At 40.2% G+C, this 19,177-nt stretch carries 16 protein-coding genes; 1 reads left to right on the top strand and 15 read right to left on the bottom strand.

Annotated elements, in window-relative coordinates:
- Positions 1 to 323: 323 nt before the first annotated feature.
- From BMX84_RS10905 to BMX84_RS10880, 6 genes are all read right to left on the bottom strand, one after another.
- The gene (locus BMX84_RS10905) at positions 324 to 1,235 is read right to left on the bottom strand and encodes a mechanosensitive ion channel family protein (RefSeq protein WP_091489673.1); all 912 of its coding nucleotides are present in this window, start codon (positions 1,233 to 1,235) and stop codon (positions 324 to 326) included.
- 85 nt (positions 1,236 to 1,320) lie between these two features.
- Complete coding sequence (locus tag BMX84_RS10900) at positions 1,321 to 2,469, bottom strand: glycerate kinase family protein (protein ID WP_177165554.1); 1,149 nt, start codon at positions 2,467 to 2,469, stop codon at positions 1,321 to 1,323.
- 129 nt (positions 2,470 to 2,598) lie between these two features.
- Positions 2,599 to 3,921, bottom strand: coding sequence for a 6-phospho-alpha-glucosidase (locus BMX84_RS10895; RefSeq protein WP_091489666.1), 1,323 nt, complete (start codon positions 3,919 to 3,921; stop codon positions 2,599 to 2,601).
- Between the two features lie 14 nt (positions 3,922 to 3,935).
- Positions 3,936 to 5,558: a PTS transporter subunit EIIC gene (locus BMX84_RS10890; RefSeq protein ID WP_091489663.1), complete on the bottom strand. Its 1,623-nt coding sequence runs from the start codon at positions 5,556 to 5,558 to the stop codon at positions 3,936 to 3,938.
- Positions 5,559 to 5,576: 18 nt separating this feature from the next.
- Positions 5,577 to 8,138 carry a glycoside hydrolase family 38 N-terminal domain-containing protein gene (locus BMX84_RS10885; RefSeq protein WP_091489661.1) on the bottom strand — a complete coding sequence of 854 codons (2,562 nt, stop codon included), beginning with the start codon at positions 8,136 to 8,138 and terminating at the stop codon, positions 5,577 to 5,579.
- Positions 8,139 to 8,298: 160 nt separating this feature from the next.
- Positions 8,299 to 9,021, bottom strand: coding sequence for a MurR/RpiR family transcriptional regulator (locus tag BMX84_RS10880; RefSeq protein WP_091489657.1), 723 nt, complete (start codon positions 9,019 to 9,021; stop codon positions 8,299 to 8,301).
- 173 nt (positions 9,022 to 9,194) lie between these two features.
- On the opposite strand from BMX84_RS10880, the gene BMX84_RS10875 reads away from it, so the two are divergent.
- Positions 9,195 to 10,385, top strand: a complete 1,191-nt coding sequence (locus BMX84_RS10875) for a coenzyme F420-0:L-glutamate ligase (protein WP_091489654.1) — start codon at positions 9,195 to 9,197, stop codon at positions 10,383 to 10,385.
- Positions 10,386 to 10,548: 163 nt separating this feature from the next.
- Here the strand turns inward: BMX84_RS10875 and BMX84_RS10870 are convergent, their stop codons facing one another.
- The 9 genes from BMX84_RS10870 to BMX84_RS10830 all read right to left on the bottom strand — a co-directional run bounded on the left by BMX84_RS10870 (position 10,549) and on the right by BMX84_RS10830 (position 18,937).
- Positions 10,549 to 10,890, bottom strand: a complete 342-nt coding sequence (locus tag BMX84_RS10870) for a hypothetical protein (RefSeq protein ID WP_091489651.1) — start codon at positions 10,888 to 10,890, stop codon at positions 10,549 to 10,551.
- 194 nt (positions 10,891 to 11,084) lie between these two features.
- Positions 11,085 to 11,705, bottom strand: a complete 621-nt coding sequence (locus tag BMX84_RS10865; protein WP_091489650.1) for a YdhK family protein — start codon at positions 11,703 to 11,705, stop codon at positions 11,085 to 11,087.
- Between the two features lie 666 nt (positions 11,706 to 12,371).
- A complete protein-coding gene (lgt, locus tag BMX84_RS10860; RefSeq protein WP_091489647.1) occupies positions 12,372 to 13,220 on the bottom strand; it encodes a prolipoprotein diacylglyceryl transferase in 849 nt (282 codons plus the stop codon).
- A 344-nt stretch (positions 13,221 to 13,564) separates the two neighbouring features.
- Positions 13,565 to 13,768: a heavy-metal-associated domain-containing protein gene (locus BMX84_RS10855; protein WP_091489645.1), complete on the bottom strand. Its 204-nt coding sequence runs from the start codon at positions 13,766 to 13,768 to the stop codon at positions 13,565 to 13,567.
- 692 nt (positions 13,769 to 14,460) lie between these two features.
- The gene (locus tag BMX84_RS10850; RefSeq protein WP_091489642.1) at positions 14,461 to 15,324 is read right to left on the bottom strand and encodes a GIY-YIG nuclease family protein; all 864 of its coding nucleotides are present in this window, start codon (positions 15,322 to 15,324) and stop codon (positions 14,461 to 14,463) included.
- Between the two features lie 94 nt (positions 15,325 to 15,418).
- Positions 15,419 to 16,258 carry an abortive infection family protein gene (locus BMX84_RS10845; protein WP_091489639.1) on the bottom strand — a complete coding sequence of 280 codons (840 nt, stop codon included), beginning with the start codon at positions 16,256 to 16,258 and terminating at the stop codon, positions 15,419 to 15,421.
- Positions 16,259 to 16,533: 275 nt separating this feature from the next.
- Positions 16,534 to 16,914 carry a HEPN domain-containing protein gene (locus BMX84_RS12805; protein WP_091489636.1) on the bottom strand — a complete coding sequence of 127 codons (381 nt, stop codon included), beginning with the start codon at positions 16,912 to 16,914 and terminating at the stop codon, positions 16,534 to 16,536.
- Positions 16,915 to 17,072: 158 nt separating this feature from the next.
- A complete protein-coding gene (locus tag BMX84_RS12555; RefSeq protein WP_143058718.1) occupies positions 17,073 to 17,726 on the bottom strand; it encodes an ApeA N-terminal domain 1-containing protein in 654 nt (217 codons plus the stop codon).
- Positions 17,727 to 17,758: 32 nt separating this feature from the next.
- Complete coding sequence (locus BMX84_RS10830; RefSeq protein ID WP_177165413.1) at positions 17,759 to 18,937, bottom strand: IS110 family RNA-guided transposase; 1,179 nt, start codon at positions 18,935 to 18,937, stop codon at positions 17,759 to 17,761.
- Positions 18,938 to 19,177 lie beyond the last annotated feature (240 nt).

Raw genomic sequence — 19,177 nt, 5'->3', positions numbered from 1 at the left:
ATAGCATCACTCAAATCTGATTTCCTTGGGCTTGCCGATGTAGCCCTTATCTGGCATCACTCAAATCCATTTTTCTTTGAGCTTACCGATATTGCGCCTATATAGCATCACTCAAATTTATTTTCCCATGAGCTAACCGATATTGAGCTTATCTAGCATCACTCAAAGGGTTTTAGTATGAAAGTTCGCCGATGTAGCGTCATTCTAGGCTACCTCAATCTTTTTCTTGCTTGAGTCAGTCGACGTTACGTTTATCCTGACTTATTCAATATTGAAGGATCAGGCGCCGCCGCCTGATCCAGACTGATTAAGAGACTCTGTGACTACAACCCCTCATTTCTTTCTTTCCGCTTCTGTCGTTCTTCATGGATGATCTCAAACGTCTCAGAAGCCAGTTCCACTTTATCTTCCACTTGCTGAAGCTGCTCCAGTATGGCAATAAACATGCGGTCTTTGACACCGCGGCGCTCCCTGATATCGACGATATACCGCAAACTCAGCGTGATGAAATTATCATCAAAAGCGATGTATACCTGCGGCTTCAAAGAGGCGTTTTCAATACGGTAACGGCGTTTCATATTTCGCCATTCTAATTCCGCTTCCGTGTTATAAGTGCCGATCGTATCCTCAGCGATATTAAGGACGATGGTTTTTGCAAGCAGGATGTCACTGCCAAAATGCAGCGGGATATGCAGTTCGTCCCAGAGGAATTTAAAATCTGCCGAATAGTTATACACGGGCGATGTAAAGATATAACTGTTCGCGACCCGTACGATCCGCCCGGTGTACTGGTCCCCGTCAACCCATTCTCCCATTTCCATGAGTGTCGTGCGCAGCAGGCCGATATCGATGACATCCCCTTTGGAACCTCCAAGCAGAACCCGGTCGCCTGTCTTGAAAAAATCCCCGAACATGATCGCAAACCAGCCCGCGAAGCTGACGATGACTTCCCTTAACGCATAGGTCACACCGGCACCGGCAAGTCCGATGGCAGTGGTAAACCCGGTCAAATCATTTCCGAATATATAAATAAAGGAAAGCCCCAGAATGAAATTGGTCATCCACCGGGCGATTTTTCGTGTAACGTACCAGTTCTCTGAAGCCTTGTACCGCTTATACAACCTGTTCAAGGTAAACCGTCTGATAATGAGGACCAGAACAACGATCAAAACAAATATGATGATATTGGTGATCAAGGGATAAGCTTCTGCATATTGCGTGATCCATTCTCTCATGACCCGGACTCCTTTTAAGCCGTTATCGTGTGACGTCGTACTTTAATGATAACAGTTTAACCGTGTGAAGTGGATTATAACGCATTCACTTTCCCTCAACCCTAGCCGATAGACTGCTCCCTGCTTTCATCAGGTCAACACTCCGCTTCACCGCTTTTTCAAGCAGCACCGGGCCCGCTTCCATCGCTTCACCCAAAGTCATCGGGGCATCCACGATGGGGATCAAAGCATGGATGTTCTCTTCTTCGATCGCGGTCCGGTCACTGTCTATCTTTCCGGCAAATAAAAGGACCGGCACATTAAATGGCTTAGCCAGGCGGCTGATCCCGACCGGGACTTTCCCGCTAAGTGACTGGTCGTCGAATTTACCTTCGCCGGTAATGACCAGATCCACCTCTTTGATCAGGGTTTCAAGATCGCCTTTTTCAGCTAACAGCGACAGCCCGCTCTGGAATTCACAGGGGAAGAAAGACAAAGCTGTAAAGCCTATTCCGCCGGCCGCTCCTGCCCCTTCCGTGTTTCGTTCATCTTTTCCGGTCACATTTGAGACGATGTCGGCATACTGCTCCATCGCTTTGTCGTAGGCTGAGAGTTCGTCTTCACCCAACCCTTTCTGTTCACCGAAAACATAAACGGCCCCTTTTTCTCCAAGCAAAGGGTTGGTCACATCCGAAGCGATCAGCCAGTTCACATCCTGGACCCGCTTATCCAATCCTTCCACATCTATCGACTGGACGTTGTTCAGTTCCACAGGCAGCATTGACAGTTCGTCGCCCTCAGCATCACTGAATACAACACCCAGCGCCTGCAGGAGCCCCATGCCGCCATCCACCGTTGCACTGCCACCTAATCCCAGGATGATCGTCTCAGCGCCAAAATCAAGCGCTTGCGCAATCTGTTCGCCGACGCCAAAACTTGTATGGTTTCTCGGATGCAAATTCTCCTTGTCTGCCTGGATCAGTCCGGCGCCTTCAGCAACCTCTATAACAGCTGTCTTGTCCTTTTCTACCCAGCCCCAGCGGCCAGAATAAGGTGTGCCGTTCACACCGGTTATGGTTTCCGTGATGACTTCTCCGTCCATGACACTGACGAAGGCATCCACTGTCCCTTCGCCGCCGTCAGCTATCGGGAAGCCCGTCACCTGATGATCCGGCAGCGTGTCTTTCACACACTGATTGGCTGTTTCACTCGTCATCGACCCCTTGAAGGAATCGATCGCTGCAAGTATTTTCATGAATCTGCTCGCTCCTCTCGCTCTTTTTTTCAGTATAGCACAGGACTTTGATGAATAGTCGTACATTCACTGTGCTTTACACTAAGGAAAAGACGCAGCGATAAACCGCTGCGTCTGCATGTATATATATTACTTCAATTCCGGCCAGTACTCTTTATTGGCTTCGATCAATGCATTCAGCACTTTACGCGCTTTCTTCGCATCTACGACTGTCCGGTTAAGCGTCAAAGCCTGCAGTGCTTTAGTGTAAGAGCCCTCCATATAGGCTTCAACCGTCAGACGTTCAAAAGCATACTGGTTCTCGATGAGTCCTTTATAGAATGTACCGATTTTACCGACAGCGTAAGGGGCCGGGCCATTGGCACCTAAAGACGCGGCAACTTCCACCATGCTGTCATCTGGAAGATTCGATACGATCCCGTCATTTCTCACCATCACAACGAATGTTTTACGCAGGTTATTGGCAATCGATGCGGCTACTTCCACCATCATATCCCCATGGGCATCATTGTGGACGACTTTGGAATCTCTTGCTGTTCCGTTTTCAACGATACGTCGGCATTCTTCGAAAACTTTCTGCTCTCTTCCGATACGCACTTCATCTGTACGCGTCCACTCCGGATCGAGTTTAGATAATTTGTACTCAGGATAGAGGTAGTACTGCAGATATGTGTTCGGCAAGTAATCAGGGAAGTCAATCAGCATATCTTCGACCATGGCATATGTTTCAAGCCAGGACTGATCACGCTGCTCGGCATCAACAGGACGGAAGCCGCCGTTTAATATAATCTCTTTGATTTCAGGCGCTCTGTCTTTTCCCGTTTCATCATAGATATGAGTGAACCAGCCGAAGTGATTGAGACCAAAGTAGACAGGTTCGAATTTGTTTACATCCAGATCGATCAGGCTTGCAAATGAGCGCAGCAGGTTGACTGGCTGATCACAGATGTTCAGTATTTTATCTTCTTCCGGGAAGAGTTTATCTAAAGCTAAGGCAACGATCGCAGCCGGATTTGTGTAGTTTAAAATCCAGGCATCCGGGCTTAAACGACGCACGTCTTTTACCATTTCCTCCATATCACGAATAGAACGCAGACCATAGGCAAAGCCACCCGGTCCACACGTTTCCTGACCAATCACGCCTAAACTTAAAGGGATTTTCTCATCTTTCTCCCGCATGTCAAAGCCACCCGTACGCATTTGACAGAAGACGAAGTCGACATCCTTATAAGCGACTTCCTTGTCAGTCGTATAAACGATTTCTACTTCCGGCGCTTCCTCTTTAAATAAAATTTTGGCAAACTCACCAATGACTTCCTGTCTTTTTTCATTGATATCATACAAGACGATACGGTTGAGTGCGAACTCATCCAAGTGTGTTGTCATAGCTTTTAAAATCCCGGGCGTCCATGTTGATCCGCCACCTACTAAAACGATATTATTCTTTTTCATGATAAGCTCCTTTTCTATTCTTTTGAGTGTTTATGTTCATACATGTAGTTATCAACAATGTTTCTCATTTTAGAAATACGTCCGCCGTAGACGACATGAACCGTATTAGCGTCTGGCCTTACGATACCATTGGGTTTTGTCTTTCTCAGTAGACTTTCATCGACCAGTTGGCCATTCTTGACTTCTACTCTCAATCGGCTGATGCAGTTATCAACATCGGTAATGTTTTTTAAACCACCTAATCCATTGATGATATCTTCCGCAGTCGTTCTGTCGGATTCTTTGACGCTGACATTATCATCCACTTCTTCTTCATCTTCGAAATCCGTTTCTCGTCTACCGATCGTCATGACATTGAATTTTGAAATAATGAAGGTATATGAGAAGTAATACATCGCAAAGAAAATAGGTCCAGCCACCAAATAGATATACCATTTTGTTTCCATTCCTTGAAGCATGCCGAAGACGATCCAGTCGATAATTCCGCCTTGTATGTTCCCGATCGCTACATCAAGCAGCGCAGGGACCAAGAAAGCCAAGCCGGCGAAAATCGCATTGACCACCCATAAAATTGGAGAAATGAAGATAAAGGTGAATTCGATCGGTTCTGTAATACCTGTCAGGATGACTGCTGTCACACCAGCCAGGAAGAATTTCAGCACGCGGTCTCTTTTTTCTGGTCGAGCCATTTTATACATGGCAAGTACAGCAGCCGGCATCCCAAAGACCATATGAAGGATTTTCCCTTGAGCAAGGAAGGCCGTTGCATCTGTTGAAAAGGCTAAATTGTTATCGAGTTGATAGAGATAGATCTGTAATGCACCGACTAGCGATTCTCCATCAATATTCTCCACACCACCTAAAGCCGTGAATCTGAATGTCTGGTTAAGTATATGGTGAAGACCTGTTGGATTGATGATCTTCTCAGTAAAGCCGTACAGGAATACACCGAACGAACCGCTTTCACTGATCAGTCCACCGACTGCAATGATAGCCTGGTTGATCAGTGGCCATACAAAGGCTAACACTATGCCCACGAGTGCTAGAATAATAGCTGCTGCAATCGGTACAAATCGTTTGCCACTGTAGAAGGTCAGAGCCGGATGGAGTTCCGTTTCTCTGAATTTGTTATGAAGGAACACGCCCATCAGACCTGCCAGTATCCCTCCAATGACGTTTGTGTTATAAACGAAGATACCTAAAGTGTTCGTAAATAATGAATTCTGCAGTGTTGCATCGACTTGGCTTAAGCCTTCTACATCCATTAAATGAGCGATAGATGTCGTTTCGGCTGTAAAACCTTGAGCCTGCAGCACATAAGTCATACCGAGCAGCATGGCGATATAACCTACTGCCCCGGCGTACACCGCAACTTCTTTATCTCTCTTGACCATGCCTAAGGGGATAGACATTGCAAATAATAACGGTAAGTAACCGAACGGCAAGGCCGACAACCGGCGGATAAAACCAAAGATCAGCTGCAGTGTTTCATTTCCTAAAAACGGAGCAACTTCGATGATAGCCGGGTTTTGTAAAGCCGCTGCTAATCCAAGGAAGATAGCCATGAAGGACAGTAGACTGATCGGGAAAAGGAGTGATTTCCCGAAACTCTGGAAGTTCTTTTTAAAGTTTGACATTGTAAAACCTCATTTCAATTAGTTTTGAACAATTATATTCCCGATTTCCTGGGAAGCAAGAATTAATCTATTGACCTCCTCTTCTTTTCTTTCCATGGGTGTTGCTTTAAATGTCCCTTTTGGAAGGGGTATAGTTACCTCTTCATTATGGGGGTTAAACAGACGGACAAACAGTTCATTCTCTGCTGTCAGTCTAGTGGACGAAACGACTAAACCACTTAATTCAAGGGATAACTTAAAGGACGTTTTCCCCACGGTATTACTTGGATTGATATTGAAGCGATTGAATTCTTTTAACTGATACCCGACTAGTGGCGTCAAGTATGCTTTTGCACTATGGCTTTCTTCCGAATGACCGTGAGCTACTTCAAAAGCAAAGTGGAAAGTGAATGGCTCATCGATCAACTGGTTATCCGGCGTCTCGATCTCGATCCCAGACGGTCGGCCTGGCCGGTTGACCAGTTCGCGCTGTCCCAGATGAGAAAATGTTCGGAACAGTGTCAGATGAATGGCATCATCCAAGACTTCGTATTCTTTCAATCCTTTTGAATAAACAGTAAAGGCAGCTTCCTTATCTTTTAATGAGATAAAGCTTTGAGCCGTTTCAATGCTTACAGGCTTTTCAGCCCACTTATCTTTTTCCCATATGCTCAAGGGTTTTTCATTATAGACAGGTTTTGTCTGGGTACTCATGTAACCGTCCACTTTTACTTCATCCGTCTGGACCCCTGTCTTAAAGACAGCTCTGTAGCGATTGTGTTCAGTTTTATTTACGTGATTCATCGTGACATAAACTTTTGGGTCATTGGGATACAGTCTTAATTTTACCTGAAAATCCACTTTCAGGTTTGCTTCTTTCTTTTCTCTCAGCACCTTGTTTTCTGGAACATCTAACTCCCAGTTTATAAGCATTTCTTGATAATGTTTTTCTTTTACAACTTCGACCGCCATTCTTCCACAGTCTTTGCTGTTTAACACCCAGTCGTTTACAGGTGGGGAATAATCATAGCTGTCTCCTGCGTCGCCACTGTTTTCAAGGGAAAGGATATTTGAATAAACGGCCTGGGTCTGTTCATTTTTGTAGCACAAGACATTATCCTCAACAAACAGCTGCCCATATGTGTTGTAAATACTCTCATCTGATTTCCGGATCGCTTCTTCCTTCTCAGCATCCACTTCCTCAAAAGTCAGGTAGCGGGCAGAAAGTCCTTCGATTTCATTGACCGGCAGCACGATTTTTGTTCTGTATACTTTGATATCCAGCAGACGCGCCGCTACTTGACGATCGATCAGTCCCGCATCCTCCTGGTCCTGTGAAACGACAGAATATCCGATTTCTTCTTTGTTGTGGTCGAAGATACGGAATCCTTTTGTACGCGTCAGCATGTCCAGTTCAACAAACTGATTTGACCGCTTTTCAGGCAGCGGATTAACGACCACGATCGTGTTACCGGTTTCTTTATTCCCTAAGGTCATCAGTCTTAAATGAAGCTCTATCTGTGTATCGACCATCTCTTTCGCATTCAGCAGGCGCTGCTTGATATCCTGATTGACTTTATCTGAGTTGCAGCCTCCGATACTGTCATGCGCATGTGTCCCGAAAAGTATTTTAGATACTTTCTCGATCACTCCATGCGGATAAGGGATGCCCGCCTGTTCACCGATCACTGCCAAAGGTTCCAGTACGTTGTATAAGTTATTTTCAATATCTGTGTTAAGAAGTTTGATGTCCATACGCGTCGACCCGATCGTCCGGTGGATGCGTGCATGCTTACTGTCAGTCAGTTCGCCTGTCACCACTTCCAGATCATCTCTGTCCAGTTGATCCACGTAAGATTCGAAATCGCTGATCATCACGGTATCTTCCGGGTAGATCTGTTTTATATTCTCCATCACATGGTGGATGTTCTTCTGAACAGGCATCTGATCGTGTCCGTTCATGATCAGTCTTGCATTTGATGCAGAATAGTTATCAAGTACAGACATGATTTTCTTCATGCGCTGGCTCAATCCCTGAGGTTCTTCTTCAAGATATTTTGCTCCCTGGTAGCCTGTTGCCAAGTTTACCCCTACTATTTCTGATCCATCGACACCCTTCCATAAAAAATCAGATTTTTCAGCTTTCAGTTCGCTGAATCCTCTCCAGAAGAAAGTAGATTCTATACCGAACTGTTTGTAGATCTGTGGCATCTGGCTGGCATGGCCAAATGTATCAGGGGCATATCCGACCAGCATCGGTTCACCAAATTCTTCCGCCCGCTTGATTCCGTAATAGAGATTCCTGAATACGGATTCACCATGGACCAGAAGCAAGTCAGTCTGCGTATACCAGGGACCAACTCTTAAATTCCCCTTCTCTACCAGCTGCTTCAATCTCGGTTCTGCTTCAGGTTCCAGTTCCAGATAATCGTCGATCATTACACTTTGGCCGTCCAATATATATATAGTATCCGGATGACCCTCCAGAAACTCCATGACCTCCTGCATATGATTTCTCAGCAATACCTTTGTTTCATCTTTAGTGAAATACCATTCTCTGTCCCAGTGAGTGTGCATTAATATTCTTATCTCTCTATTCATGGAATTCTCCTCAAAATTATTTATCTTGAACACAGTATACCGCTTACATTAAGGTCTGCACTCCAAAGAGGCGGATAATTATCCAAAACAAAAAACGACTATGCGCTTACGCTAGATTCCCCTACCGAAAACGACATAATCGATTATTGTACTCCCGTTTTTAATCATACTCCCTTTTCAACTGATTGATCACTTCATTGATCATCAGGATCATATGGATCTGCTGTTCTCTTGAGATCCCTTCCATTTTATCTACCGATACATCATGGTGAAAACTAAATAAGCTGCCTTCCATGATCGATGAGTCTTTTTTGGTGATGGAAAGAACGTTCATTTTTGCTTTTTTAGCATCGTGCATCAACTGCAGACCACGTTGAGTTTCTCCTGAACTGGATAAGATCAGGATGCTGTAATCTTTAAACTTCTCCAGCATCTGCAGTTCAGACACCACAATGGCCGGTATCCCTAAATACAAAAGCTGTCTAGCCATATATTGAGCTGAGACATGCGAGGCTCCAAGCCCGAATAATAATAGGTGGTGTCTGTTTCTATATAAATAGTTCACCAGATCATTGGCACTTTCAAAGTCGATTTTACTTAAGATATCCTCCGTGTTTCGGATATGTCTGGTCGATTTTGATTTGATATGTTCTACATCTTCTTTGATGGCATACTTCAAGTCACTGAAGCCATCGAAACCCAGAAGCTTACTTGTTCTGTTGATCGTTGCCTGTGAGGTATAACTCTCCTGTGCTATCTTTATCACTGTTTCATTAGGAATAGACTGGAAATGTTCTTCCAGGTAATCTAAAACAGCTTTTTCACTTCTTGTTACGGGTCTGTCAAAATTTCGTTCTTTTAATTGATGAATCACACGATACATTCGATTCACTCCCTAGTTTACTATTACCTCTGTCTTTTCCATTTTACTTGAAAAATCCTGAAAATGATAAAAGATTTTAATTCTGTTTAATTCCTCCACGCTAACGTGTATACTGTATAAGGGTTTTAGCGTGGCTAAGCCCCTTAAAAATATTAACAACGGGAGAGATTATTTTGGAAAGAGCTTTAGGTACTGTTGTGCGCGGACTGCGTAGTCCGATCATTAAAGAAGGCGACAATATGGAAAACATCGTTGTGGAAACTGTGTTGAATGCGGCAAAGGCAGAAGGATACAGCTTTATGGACCGTGACATCATCACGATGACTGAATCCATCGTGGCTCGTGCGCAGGGAAATTATGCGACACTTGATGATATCGCTACGGATATCGGTCACAAGTATGATGGTGAAACTGTCGGTGTCGTCTTCCCGATTCTCAGTCGTAACCGTTTCTCCAACATCTTGAAAGGCATTGCCCGCGGCGTCGGTAAAGTCGTTCTTATGCTGAGCTACCCTTCCGATGAAGTCGGGAATCATTTAGTGTCTTTAGATGAACTGGATGCCGCTGGTATCAATCCGCTGGCAGATGTTCTGACAGAAGACGAATTCCGCAGCCACTTCGGTTTCAAAAAGCATCCCTTTACCGGAGTCGACTATATCGATTACTATAAATCACTGATTGAAGCGGAAGGCGCCAACTGTGAAGTCATCTTTTCCAATGATGCCAAAACGATCCTGGACTATACAAAAAATGTCCTGGCCTGTGACATTCACAGCCGTTTCCGTACCAAACGCTTAGTCAAAGCCGCCGGTGGAGAAAAGGTCTTTGGACTGGACGATGTCTTGTCAGAATCCATGAACGGCAGCGGGTTCAACTCAGAATACGGTCTGCTGGGTTCAAACAAAGCAACAGAAGATACCGTGAAACTCTTTCCCGATAACGGCCAGCCTTTAGTCGAGGCTATCCAGAAACGCCTGAAAGACGAAACAGGTAAAACGGTCGAAGTCATGATCTACGGCGACGGCGCCTTCAAAGATCCTGTCGGCCAGATCTGGGAACTGGCTGATCCGGTCGTCTCTCCCGCCTACACAAAAGGCCTGGAAGGTACCCCGAACGAAGTGAAGCTGAAGTATCTGGCTGACAATAACTTTGCCGATTTGAGCGGAGATGAGCTTCATAGTGCAATCACGAATCACATCACCAACAAACAGGCTGATCTGATCGGTGAAATGGAAGCACAGGGAACCACACCTAGACGCTTGACTGACCTCATCGGTTCATTATCTGACCTGACTTCAGGCAGCGGCGACAAAGGCACGCCGATCATTCATATCCAAGGTTACTTTGATAACTTTACAAGCTGATTCAGTTATATAAGCGCAAAAAAGGTCACAGGGAAATTCCTGTGACCTTTTTTCATCCTCATTATTCTTTTATTGCCTTACTAAATACGAAGCATTGTTTTCCGCTATTTAAAGGCGTTGGATACTTTAAGCCATTCTCCAGATCCAGCTGCACTACTATGGTTTACTGATGCATGCCCATTCCAGTGAAATTAGTGCTTTGAGAAGAGCCGCCAGTCCCATGCATATTTTTATATAGCTCTCTAAGCTGCTGAGTATTAAGTTCCGGGTGCATTTCATTCATATGTGACTTCATTTGTCCAAAATTTATAATGCCATCTTCCATACGCAGTTCCATATCTTCAAATTCATCTGTATCCATTAAATCTCGCATTTGGTCAACATCCATTACTTGTTCCTGAATAACCGCCTCTTGATTTGTCGTATCTTCTTCTGAAAACAGAGATATTCCTAATCCACCGGTAACTGCTAAAACGCCTGATAAAAGTCCACTAACTAAATTCATTTAAGATCGCTCTCCTTTTTTTATCTTATCTTTCTATTACAAGCATACTGTTCAATTATGTATATTTTATGGATTTTCACTATGGAAATATTTTTTCAACAATAAAAAAGACGCCAAAAGTCAGATTCTAATCTGTCTGTTGACGTCGTTATTAATTTTATTTCATGACCTATTAGATAATGCTAGTTGTACCTTTACTCTTGCGGAGCTTCCAGTTCGTCTTCGGTCACCCACATATGATTGGTTACTCTCTCACCATCTATTGTCGAATTATAATCGACGGCATAAATCGTTCCAGTATAAGCTTCATCGACTGTTGCAACAGCGCCCTGCATGCCTTCAGTGTGCTCCACATCCAGAATAACTTCGTCGCCAGCCTCTGCTACTTCTGTTCCCTCTTGTAAATCTTCCTGGATGACCCAACGGTGATTGGTCACTTTTTCGCCGCCATCCGTCGGAGTATAACTGACTTCATACACGGTTGTGTCAAAGGCTCCGGCTATAGTCGCTTCAGCCCCTTCCATTCCTGGCATGTGTGTTGCTGTGATAATGGCATTGCTTCCTACAGGGAATGCTGGATCCTCGGCTTCTTCTAAACCTGATGGGATTTCTCCGTCATGGTCCATACCCATCATTTCGTCCATTTCATCCATTTCTTCAACTTCGTCCATACCAGGCATTGCATCCTGGATATTCTCTTCTTCGACGATAGCCGTCTCATTGGACGTGTCGGTTGTCTCTGTTGTATCTGTTGTATCTGTACACCCTATCATAATAAACGTTGTGCTCAAACCCAGTATGATCAATTTTTTCATTTTATTTTCCTCTACTTTCTTTTTTGATATCGACTTCTCCTGTATCTTCTTCTTAAACTTGGTGCAACGATCGGTCTACTAAAACGTTCTGAAAGCCCATAAACCATTAGCACTACGACTATAGTAAAAAACATTCACACCAATAAAATCAGGGCTATCAGCTCATCGATAAATTCTATTACTTTAGCTGTATACTCCTTAAAAGATGGATGAGATATGAAAACAGAACAACTATGTTCTTCTTCAGGAAGATTTTTAATTATACTATCCAAATATTCAAAAAATCGATATCAAAGGAGTATAACGGCGTGAAAATTTATAGCAACAGCTATTGATAGTGATAAAAAAAAGATACTGTCAAAAATCCGCTAATTTTAATAACCTTTTGTCTCAATGAAACTCAGCCTCATTTTAATGATAAGATCATTTTATTTTGTTGTTTTATTAAGTTTTTGTCTTTACAATGGATAATTCTTCTCTTAACCGGGTATTTTCTTCTAGTATTTTTTCCATTTCAAGTTGGTTCTTATCTATTTGACTCTATCTTTCGTGGGAATGTCCGCCTATTCTTGGTTTGAAGTACATCATAATCAAATGAATAAACATCATTAGGACAATAAATACGATGGTTCAATATAACTCATCCTGAGATAACATTTTTGGTTGTCATCGGCTATAGAAAAAATGAATACCGTAGTAAAAAATGACAGCGAGAACAAACGCCCCAGCAATTACTCCATAAACCCATGAACCACTTAAACTAACCTCTTCTATATTATCGGAAACATGAAAGTCATCATTTTTATTTCTATTATAAATAAGAGAAAGGATTCCTGCAGCTATGATCGCTAGACTTAACACATGAGCGATACTAAAGGGACCGACTGCTTGCGGATTCGTTCTGAAGAATTCTACTATAAATCTGTTTACAGCAAACCCGATTATATATATGTAGAATAATTCCCCCTCAAACTTGGCTGTGTATCTTCTTTTCCATATAATTAAGAATAAAATAAGATTCAGTGCCACTTCATATAACTGTGCCGGATGCATTAGCTCTCCGCGGACCATTACGCCCCAAGGCCAATTACCTTTCATTGGAATACCAAACACATCACATCCAACCCGCCCAATCGCTTGACCTAAAATAACCCCCGGTACAATAGTATCTGCAGTTTTACCTAACGGCAGATTTTTCTTTTTTGTATACCAGAAGACAAAAATCCCCGCAACAATAATTGCTCCCTGAATAGATAACCCACCTTGGGTAATATTGAATATTTCCACAGGATTCTCCAGATACTTGGACGGGTCAAAGAAAATGATGTACCCTAATCTGGCGCCTAAAATACCAAGTAAGACAGTGTATATACTAAGGTTCATGATAGTATCCTCATCCAGCCTCTTGCGCTTCCCTTCTTTTTGAACGAGTAACAAGCCAATAAGCATACCGAGTGCGGTAGTCACACCTAATAAGTTAATACCGTAATGTCCTATATTGAAAAGTTCTACCATATGATTTATCCCCTTTTTTTAACATAGTTACACAAATAAAGTGCAGTTCTCAGACTGTATTTGACTAACTCTTCACTGTCAGTTACACAGCAGCACAGAACTTACAGCTGACTGACTATACGTGTATTTATTTCTGAATAAAATACTAAAATCAGCATATGAAATAGTTGTGTAGAATATATGGATTTAAAAATTTACTTTTACCTATTATATACAACACATATACATGTGTTATGGTTCCCTGAATAAAAAACAGAAAGAAGCCATCCTGATAATAGCGAATACTTCTTTCTGTTAAATAGATTAACTTTTTCCATTGTACATCAACGAGTAACAGTCTTTAGTTAATCAGCTACAGTATATTGGGTTTCTGAAAGGGCAGAATCGAGTGTCTCTCGGTCAATGCTAGAGAGACTTTCTAGAACAACCTTTTTATTAGCCAAATCTATGTCTACTGTACTTACCCCTTCAATACCTGATATTCTTTCTTGCACATCTTTGGCACAACCTTCACACTTCATTCCTTCTACTGTTACTTCTTTTCTCATGACGTTCTCCTCTTTTCATTTTGTTTTTTAATTGTTTTTTTCGGTTTAGTGTTTTTGTAACTCTTGTATTAGATCGAGATGAATACCTGTTCAATATTAACAACAACATTCATCCTGTATTATGACTTGGTTCAATACTTAAGGTGATTTGCTCGTTGAGTTTAAAACATCTCTTGTAGTGCTTTTTCAGATGAATAAATAACATCTTTTTGTGTACACCCGTTATGAAACGGTATAAAATAGAGTGAATAAGATAAATTCCATCTTATTCACTCTATTTTAGTCAATCCAAGTTATTATGGCTGTATTGTACTTTACTTATCCTCAAATTTTAATTATCAGAATCCCAATGCTCATCTCCGATAGCTTGATCAGCAAATTCTCGGATAGCATCGTCTACTTCATCACGATCATAGATATCTAACTCATTATAAATCATATCAAATTCTTCCTCGTTTAATTCATCTAAATGGGCTATCAAATAATCTTTATCTTTTTTTATGATATAACCTCCTAATTATTTTACTTATTATTTTCTTTACTGTTATAACCGGAAAAACGTATTTTCACTTAGACATTGAAAAGTCCGCTGTAACTCTCTCCATTCTGTCATGCTTTTCCCAGATAATTACTTTTCAAACTCTAATCAACACTTATAAGCTATATAAAAAGATTGTATCCTCTTTTTATATCTAATCCATAGTTCTTAACTCATTTAAATCATCAAAGAACAGCCACCCATTAGTAGACTGGCCTGATATTAATTCAGCAACTCGAGAAGGACTATCGAAAGACATATTGATTACTGTTCTTAAAACACCGTTTTCTTCAATTACTTTTCCATCCTCGATATAATTATCAATCATATTGTTGTACCGAGTGAAAAAGTTGCCAGTTTTCCAGTTCTTACTGGAATCTACAGGTCTACGTAACTCGCTATTTTTTGCTAAAACAAATTGCCCGTCTTTTACGAAAATGCATGATCGATAATTTTTATTTTCAGGGTAATAAAATCGTTCGTTAAATTGGTCGGTTGAAATAGTATCAATCGAAACTCCTTCCGCGCTTAAGAGAAACTCAATTTGATTAATATATGCTAAGATATTAGGCTTATCATACATGCTAATATTTGGCTCATTGGTACGAGGATCTTTATTCATAAGCGTAAAGCTACTTTTTTTAAACCGTTTAATAAATTCATACTCCATATAATCTATGGTTAACTTATCAAAGCTATTATTATCCGTTACAAATAAAATGCAATAAGACCAGAAGTCTTTTTTATTGATGTGGTCAAATATGCGCTTTACCCCGTTTATAGATTGACCTATATATGTTTTCTTATTGTCTAAGTCACTATTATCAAATAGGAAGTAAATGGCATAATTCGTAGAAGAATCTAGCTTTTCAATCTCTTTTATATGCTCTTTCGTAAAATAGAATCCTTTTATTTGATTCGTCCGGTCTTGAAACACTTTCAGATAGGCCGCTTTTTTTTCGTCTGGATAGAAATAAGTAATTGTCTTTTCTATGTTTGTTTTCTCCCTTCTAGGCATAAATCATATTTTAATTATATATTGATACTTAAAGTTCGTATAATAAAGAGAGACTAACAAAATGAAAATACAATGTTATTTGCATTATACAATTCTAGGTAACATCTCTTCTTTTATCAGTTTGATAGTGATATGAGTCTATTATAAACGAAGTGAATGTGTGGGCTGCATTTACTGCTAATCTAGCATGGTGCTCAGACGGTCTATACTGTCGTGAATGCGAATCACTCGCTTTTGAACGAATTTTACCGACTCCTATTACAATACTATTTAGACCTGATAATATTTGCTTTAAAGAATCGTTTAAACCTTTTTGAGTTGGATCGAAGTTGATTATTTTTTTAACTCGTTTATATAAGTTATCAATATTCCCATCATTTTTGCCTCTTTTACCTTCGATTCTTTCTTCAATTTCTAATAATACTTCTTCTACTAGAGAACGAGCATTTGTAATTGCTCCATCAAAATCACCTATTGATAGTTTCGTATTGCATTTATCAATCTGCTCTAGAAGAAATTCGGTAGATAAAATGTCTAGTTGTCTCTCTTGCAAAATTACTTGTGATGTCTTCAAACTTGTTAGTGAAAAAGTGTTTTGGTTTCTCACAATTTTGTATTCATCAAATTTCAAATATTTATTCCAATATTTAATAATTTTGTCTTGAATTCCATGTTCAACCTCGTTTACTTCAACATAATGGATTTCGCTTAGTGCATAATTAATAAAATTTGTAAATTTATTATTTTGAGTAATTGTTTCAATTTTTTCCAATGCGTATATCCATCTCGTTGGAAAATGCTTATCATAAATATCATTAAAACCATAGTTGTTAAAAAAATCAATAAGCTCAGGTCCAGAACGATAAGGAGACAGGTCATTATCTCCCGTAATGGTCATTGCTATATTTTTCAATGTGCTTTTTTGAATTATCATGTTTACTTTATTCCTTTTTATTTAATAACTCTATTTACAAATATCGATATAGAGTAGTTCGACTAATCCCGGATATTTCTGTAATTCTTCTCCGATATACTCTTTAATATGGGATAATTTTAATACACGTTACACTTCTTTGGAATTTATTCTAGTTATTTTCAAACTTCTATTTGTTTAACAATCCATATTTACTCAAATATACTAAATGCTGGTAAAACAAGCATCTTTTACCTTCCATAAAGTTCTTTTTATTCGTATCAAAAATTATAAGTTCAGGGAATGAGAGCATTTAAGATAGTCTCTTCTGATAGTCCGAGTTCTTTATAAATAAAGTATCTTTGAATAAGTTTGAGTTTTTCGTTCATATCAAAAAAATTATGTGCTCCTTGTACTCTGTTAGGGTACAATTCGGGTTTATATCCATGCGTATAAAAATTACGTGTCTCTGTTAATAAATTAGATACACTACCAATAGAACTAGATGGACTCTTTCCTTCTTTTTTTATACAGGAATTAAATACTTTGTCAGGAAGTTCCTTAAATAAATAACGTAACTTTTTTTGCAAAGATTCTTCACCTATGAAGTGTATATTTTTAATGAAATGTTCTCTGTTTTGCTGTGGGACATTCTCATTTACAAACTTTGTTAGCATTTGTTGGTCTTCCTTTAGTTCTTCTTTTTTTGTTCAATCGAATCATTGACAAAATTTCTGTAATATATCTCTAGATTTCTAATAGAATTCAAAAGTTGTGTTTCTACATAATAAGGTAAATATAAATCATTTAAATAGCTATCAATAATAAAACTCAGTTATTCTTTCTTCGAATACCAATTATTTAAAATATCTTCAAATTCACTTTCTATAGAACGTAAGGTAAGTGGGTTTTTAGGAGCTTTAGCTACTCGCTCTCCAATTTGTCTAAAGAAATATCTTCCTTGGATTAAAGGATAAAATTTTTGGGGATTTTTTTGTAGTACTCCTTTTACACATAAGAATTCTACATATTCAAAGTGTAAAGGAGTACCGTTTAAGAACTCTATCAGTTTTTTAATATGCGTAGCATTTTGGAAGTAATTGTAAAAACTTCTTAATTCTCCATCATATCCGGTAATTTTTAGATGTGGCTTTTCTTCGAAGGAATGAGCAGAGCCATTAATTTTATTTTCAACAATAACAGATTCTGTTAAAGTCAACTTTTCTGAAGGGATATTGAATATTCCTTCATCATATTCATTCAGATTAAATTGTAGAGTTCCTATTTTTTTCTCAAGGTCTCTAAGTAACGAAATTGAGCTTTTATTTATCCACGTATGTAAGTGATTAATAGAAAATCTGATGCTTTCAACTTTGGGTTCCCTTTTAGAATCATCATAAACTTTATCAAAAGCAGATTTTATTACATCTTCTCCTTCTATTTTATTTGAAAAATAATAATGCAAAAAAGCGCAAAAAACACACCCCATGCTATAATAAATACAAGTAAATTTTTATTTTTTTAGTTGAGTGCTAGGTGCTGTTGCCGCAGACCTAGTGCTCTTTTTTCGTTATATGGAACTTTATCCGTTAAAATTTTATAAATGATTCGAAGTAACTTATGACCACAGGCTACCACAGCCTTCATTTTAGATCCTCTACTGGAAATGCGGTAATACACTGATCGAAAAGCAAAATCTTTCGATCGACCGGCGATGCCCCCGCTGGAAATGAGTGTGGTCTTTAAATACTTATTTCCTGGGGTTATTCGCGACGATTTCTTTTTTCCCGCGCTTTCATTTGATCCAGGGGATAGTCCTGCCCATGAAGCGAGGTGACCCACTGTTTTAAAGCCCTCTGTATTTGGACCAATTTCAGCTAAGATAACAGCGGCACCCTGTTCTTTTATCCCAGGGATCGTTAGCAGCAAGTCGTATTCCTCCGGAAAATGAAGCAGAATATACTTACGGATGTGGCCTTCGATCTGTTGGATCTTTTCACTGTAAAATCGGTATTCATCTAGCGAATCCTCGAGTAATTGTCGATCAGTGACTGATAGTTTTCCGTCCATCGCGCGGAGGATATCTTCGGGAGAGGCTTTGACTTTCCCGTGCATACAGGCACTGACAGACGCCAAACTTAACACTTCACCGTTGATAAATAGTTGAAGCAAGGCTTGTCCTGTTTTGGAAAAAATGTCAGACAAGTAACCCGTCAGTTTGATATTGGAACGTTGAAGGATATTATGCAATTCATTCTTGGCTTGTGTTCGTTTTTGAGTATAAGACAGCCGACGGCGTGTCATCAGACGTAGTTCCATAACTACAGGTGCAGGAATGTAAGACGATTGAATCAAGCCGCAACGGCCGAGTTGCGCAATCCATTCGGCATCTTTCATATCTGTCTTACGCCCGGGCACATTTTTAATGTGTTGAGGATTAGCCAAAATCAACTGCCCTGTTCCTTCGGAAAAAATATTAAACACGGGCACCCAGTACTGTCCCGTACTTTCCATGAATATATCTGTGACGTGATGGTCTTCCAGCCACTGAAGGGCCTCTCGAAGTTCATCCGTTCTAGTGCCAAAAGTTTTCTGGATTTTTTTAGGTCGGTTTGTATCTAAAGGTCCGTCAAGAATACAGCAAACGATGGATTTCTGATGCACATCGATACCACAACATGTTTCAATCATCACTTCCATGACCATAACCTCCATCTATAAATTAGGAAACAAACCGTCTTATAAAATGTTGTAATTTTATTTCCACATTCAATGATGTATTCGGCTTATTGCAAAAGATAAGACGGTCATCCAGTTTATTAAACAGGTTCGGCAAAACCCATTAAGAAGTCGGATTGGTGTTTCCTGAGACCATTATAAAATAAAAAGATTTTTCTGTCCTGGTTTAGATTGCGGAGCAATCTTATTGTTTATTAAGAT

Source organism: Alkalibacterium putridalgicola (assembly GCF_900109825.1).
Lineage (GTDB): Bacteria > Bacillota > Bacilli > Lactobacillales > Carnobacteriaceae_A > Alkalibacterium > Alkalibacterium putridalgicola.
The sequence above is the reverse complement of the archived record's forward strand: the minus strand, read 5'-3'. Positions and strand labels throughout refer to the sequence as shown.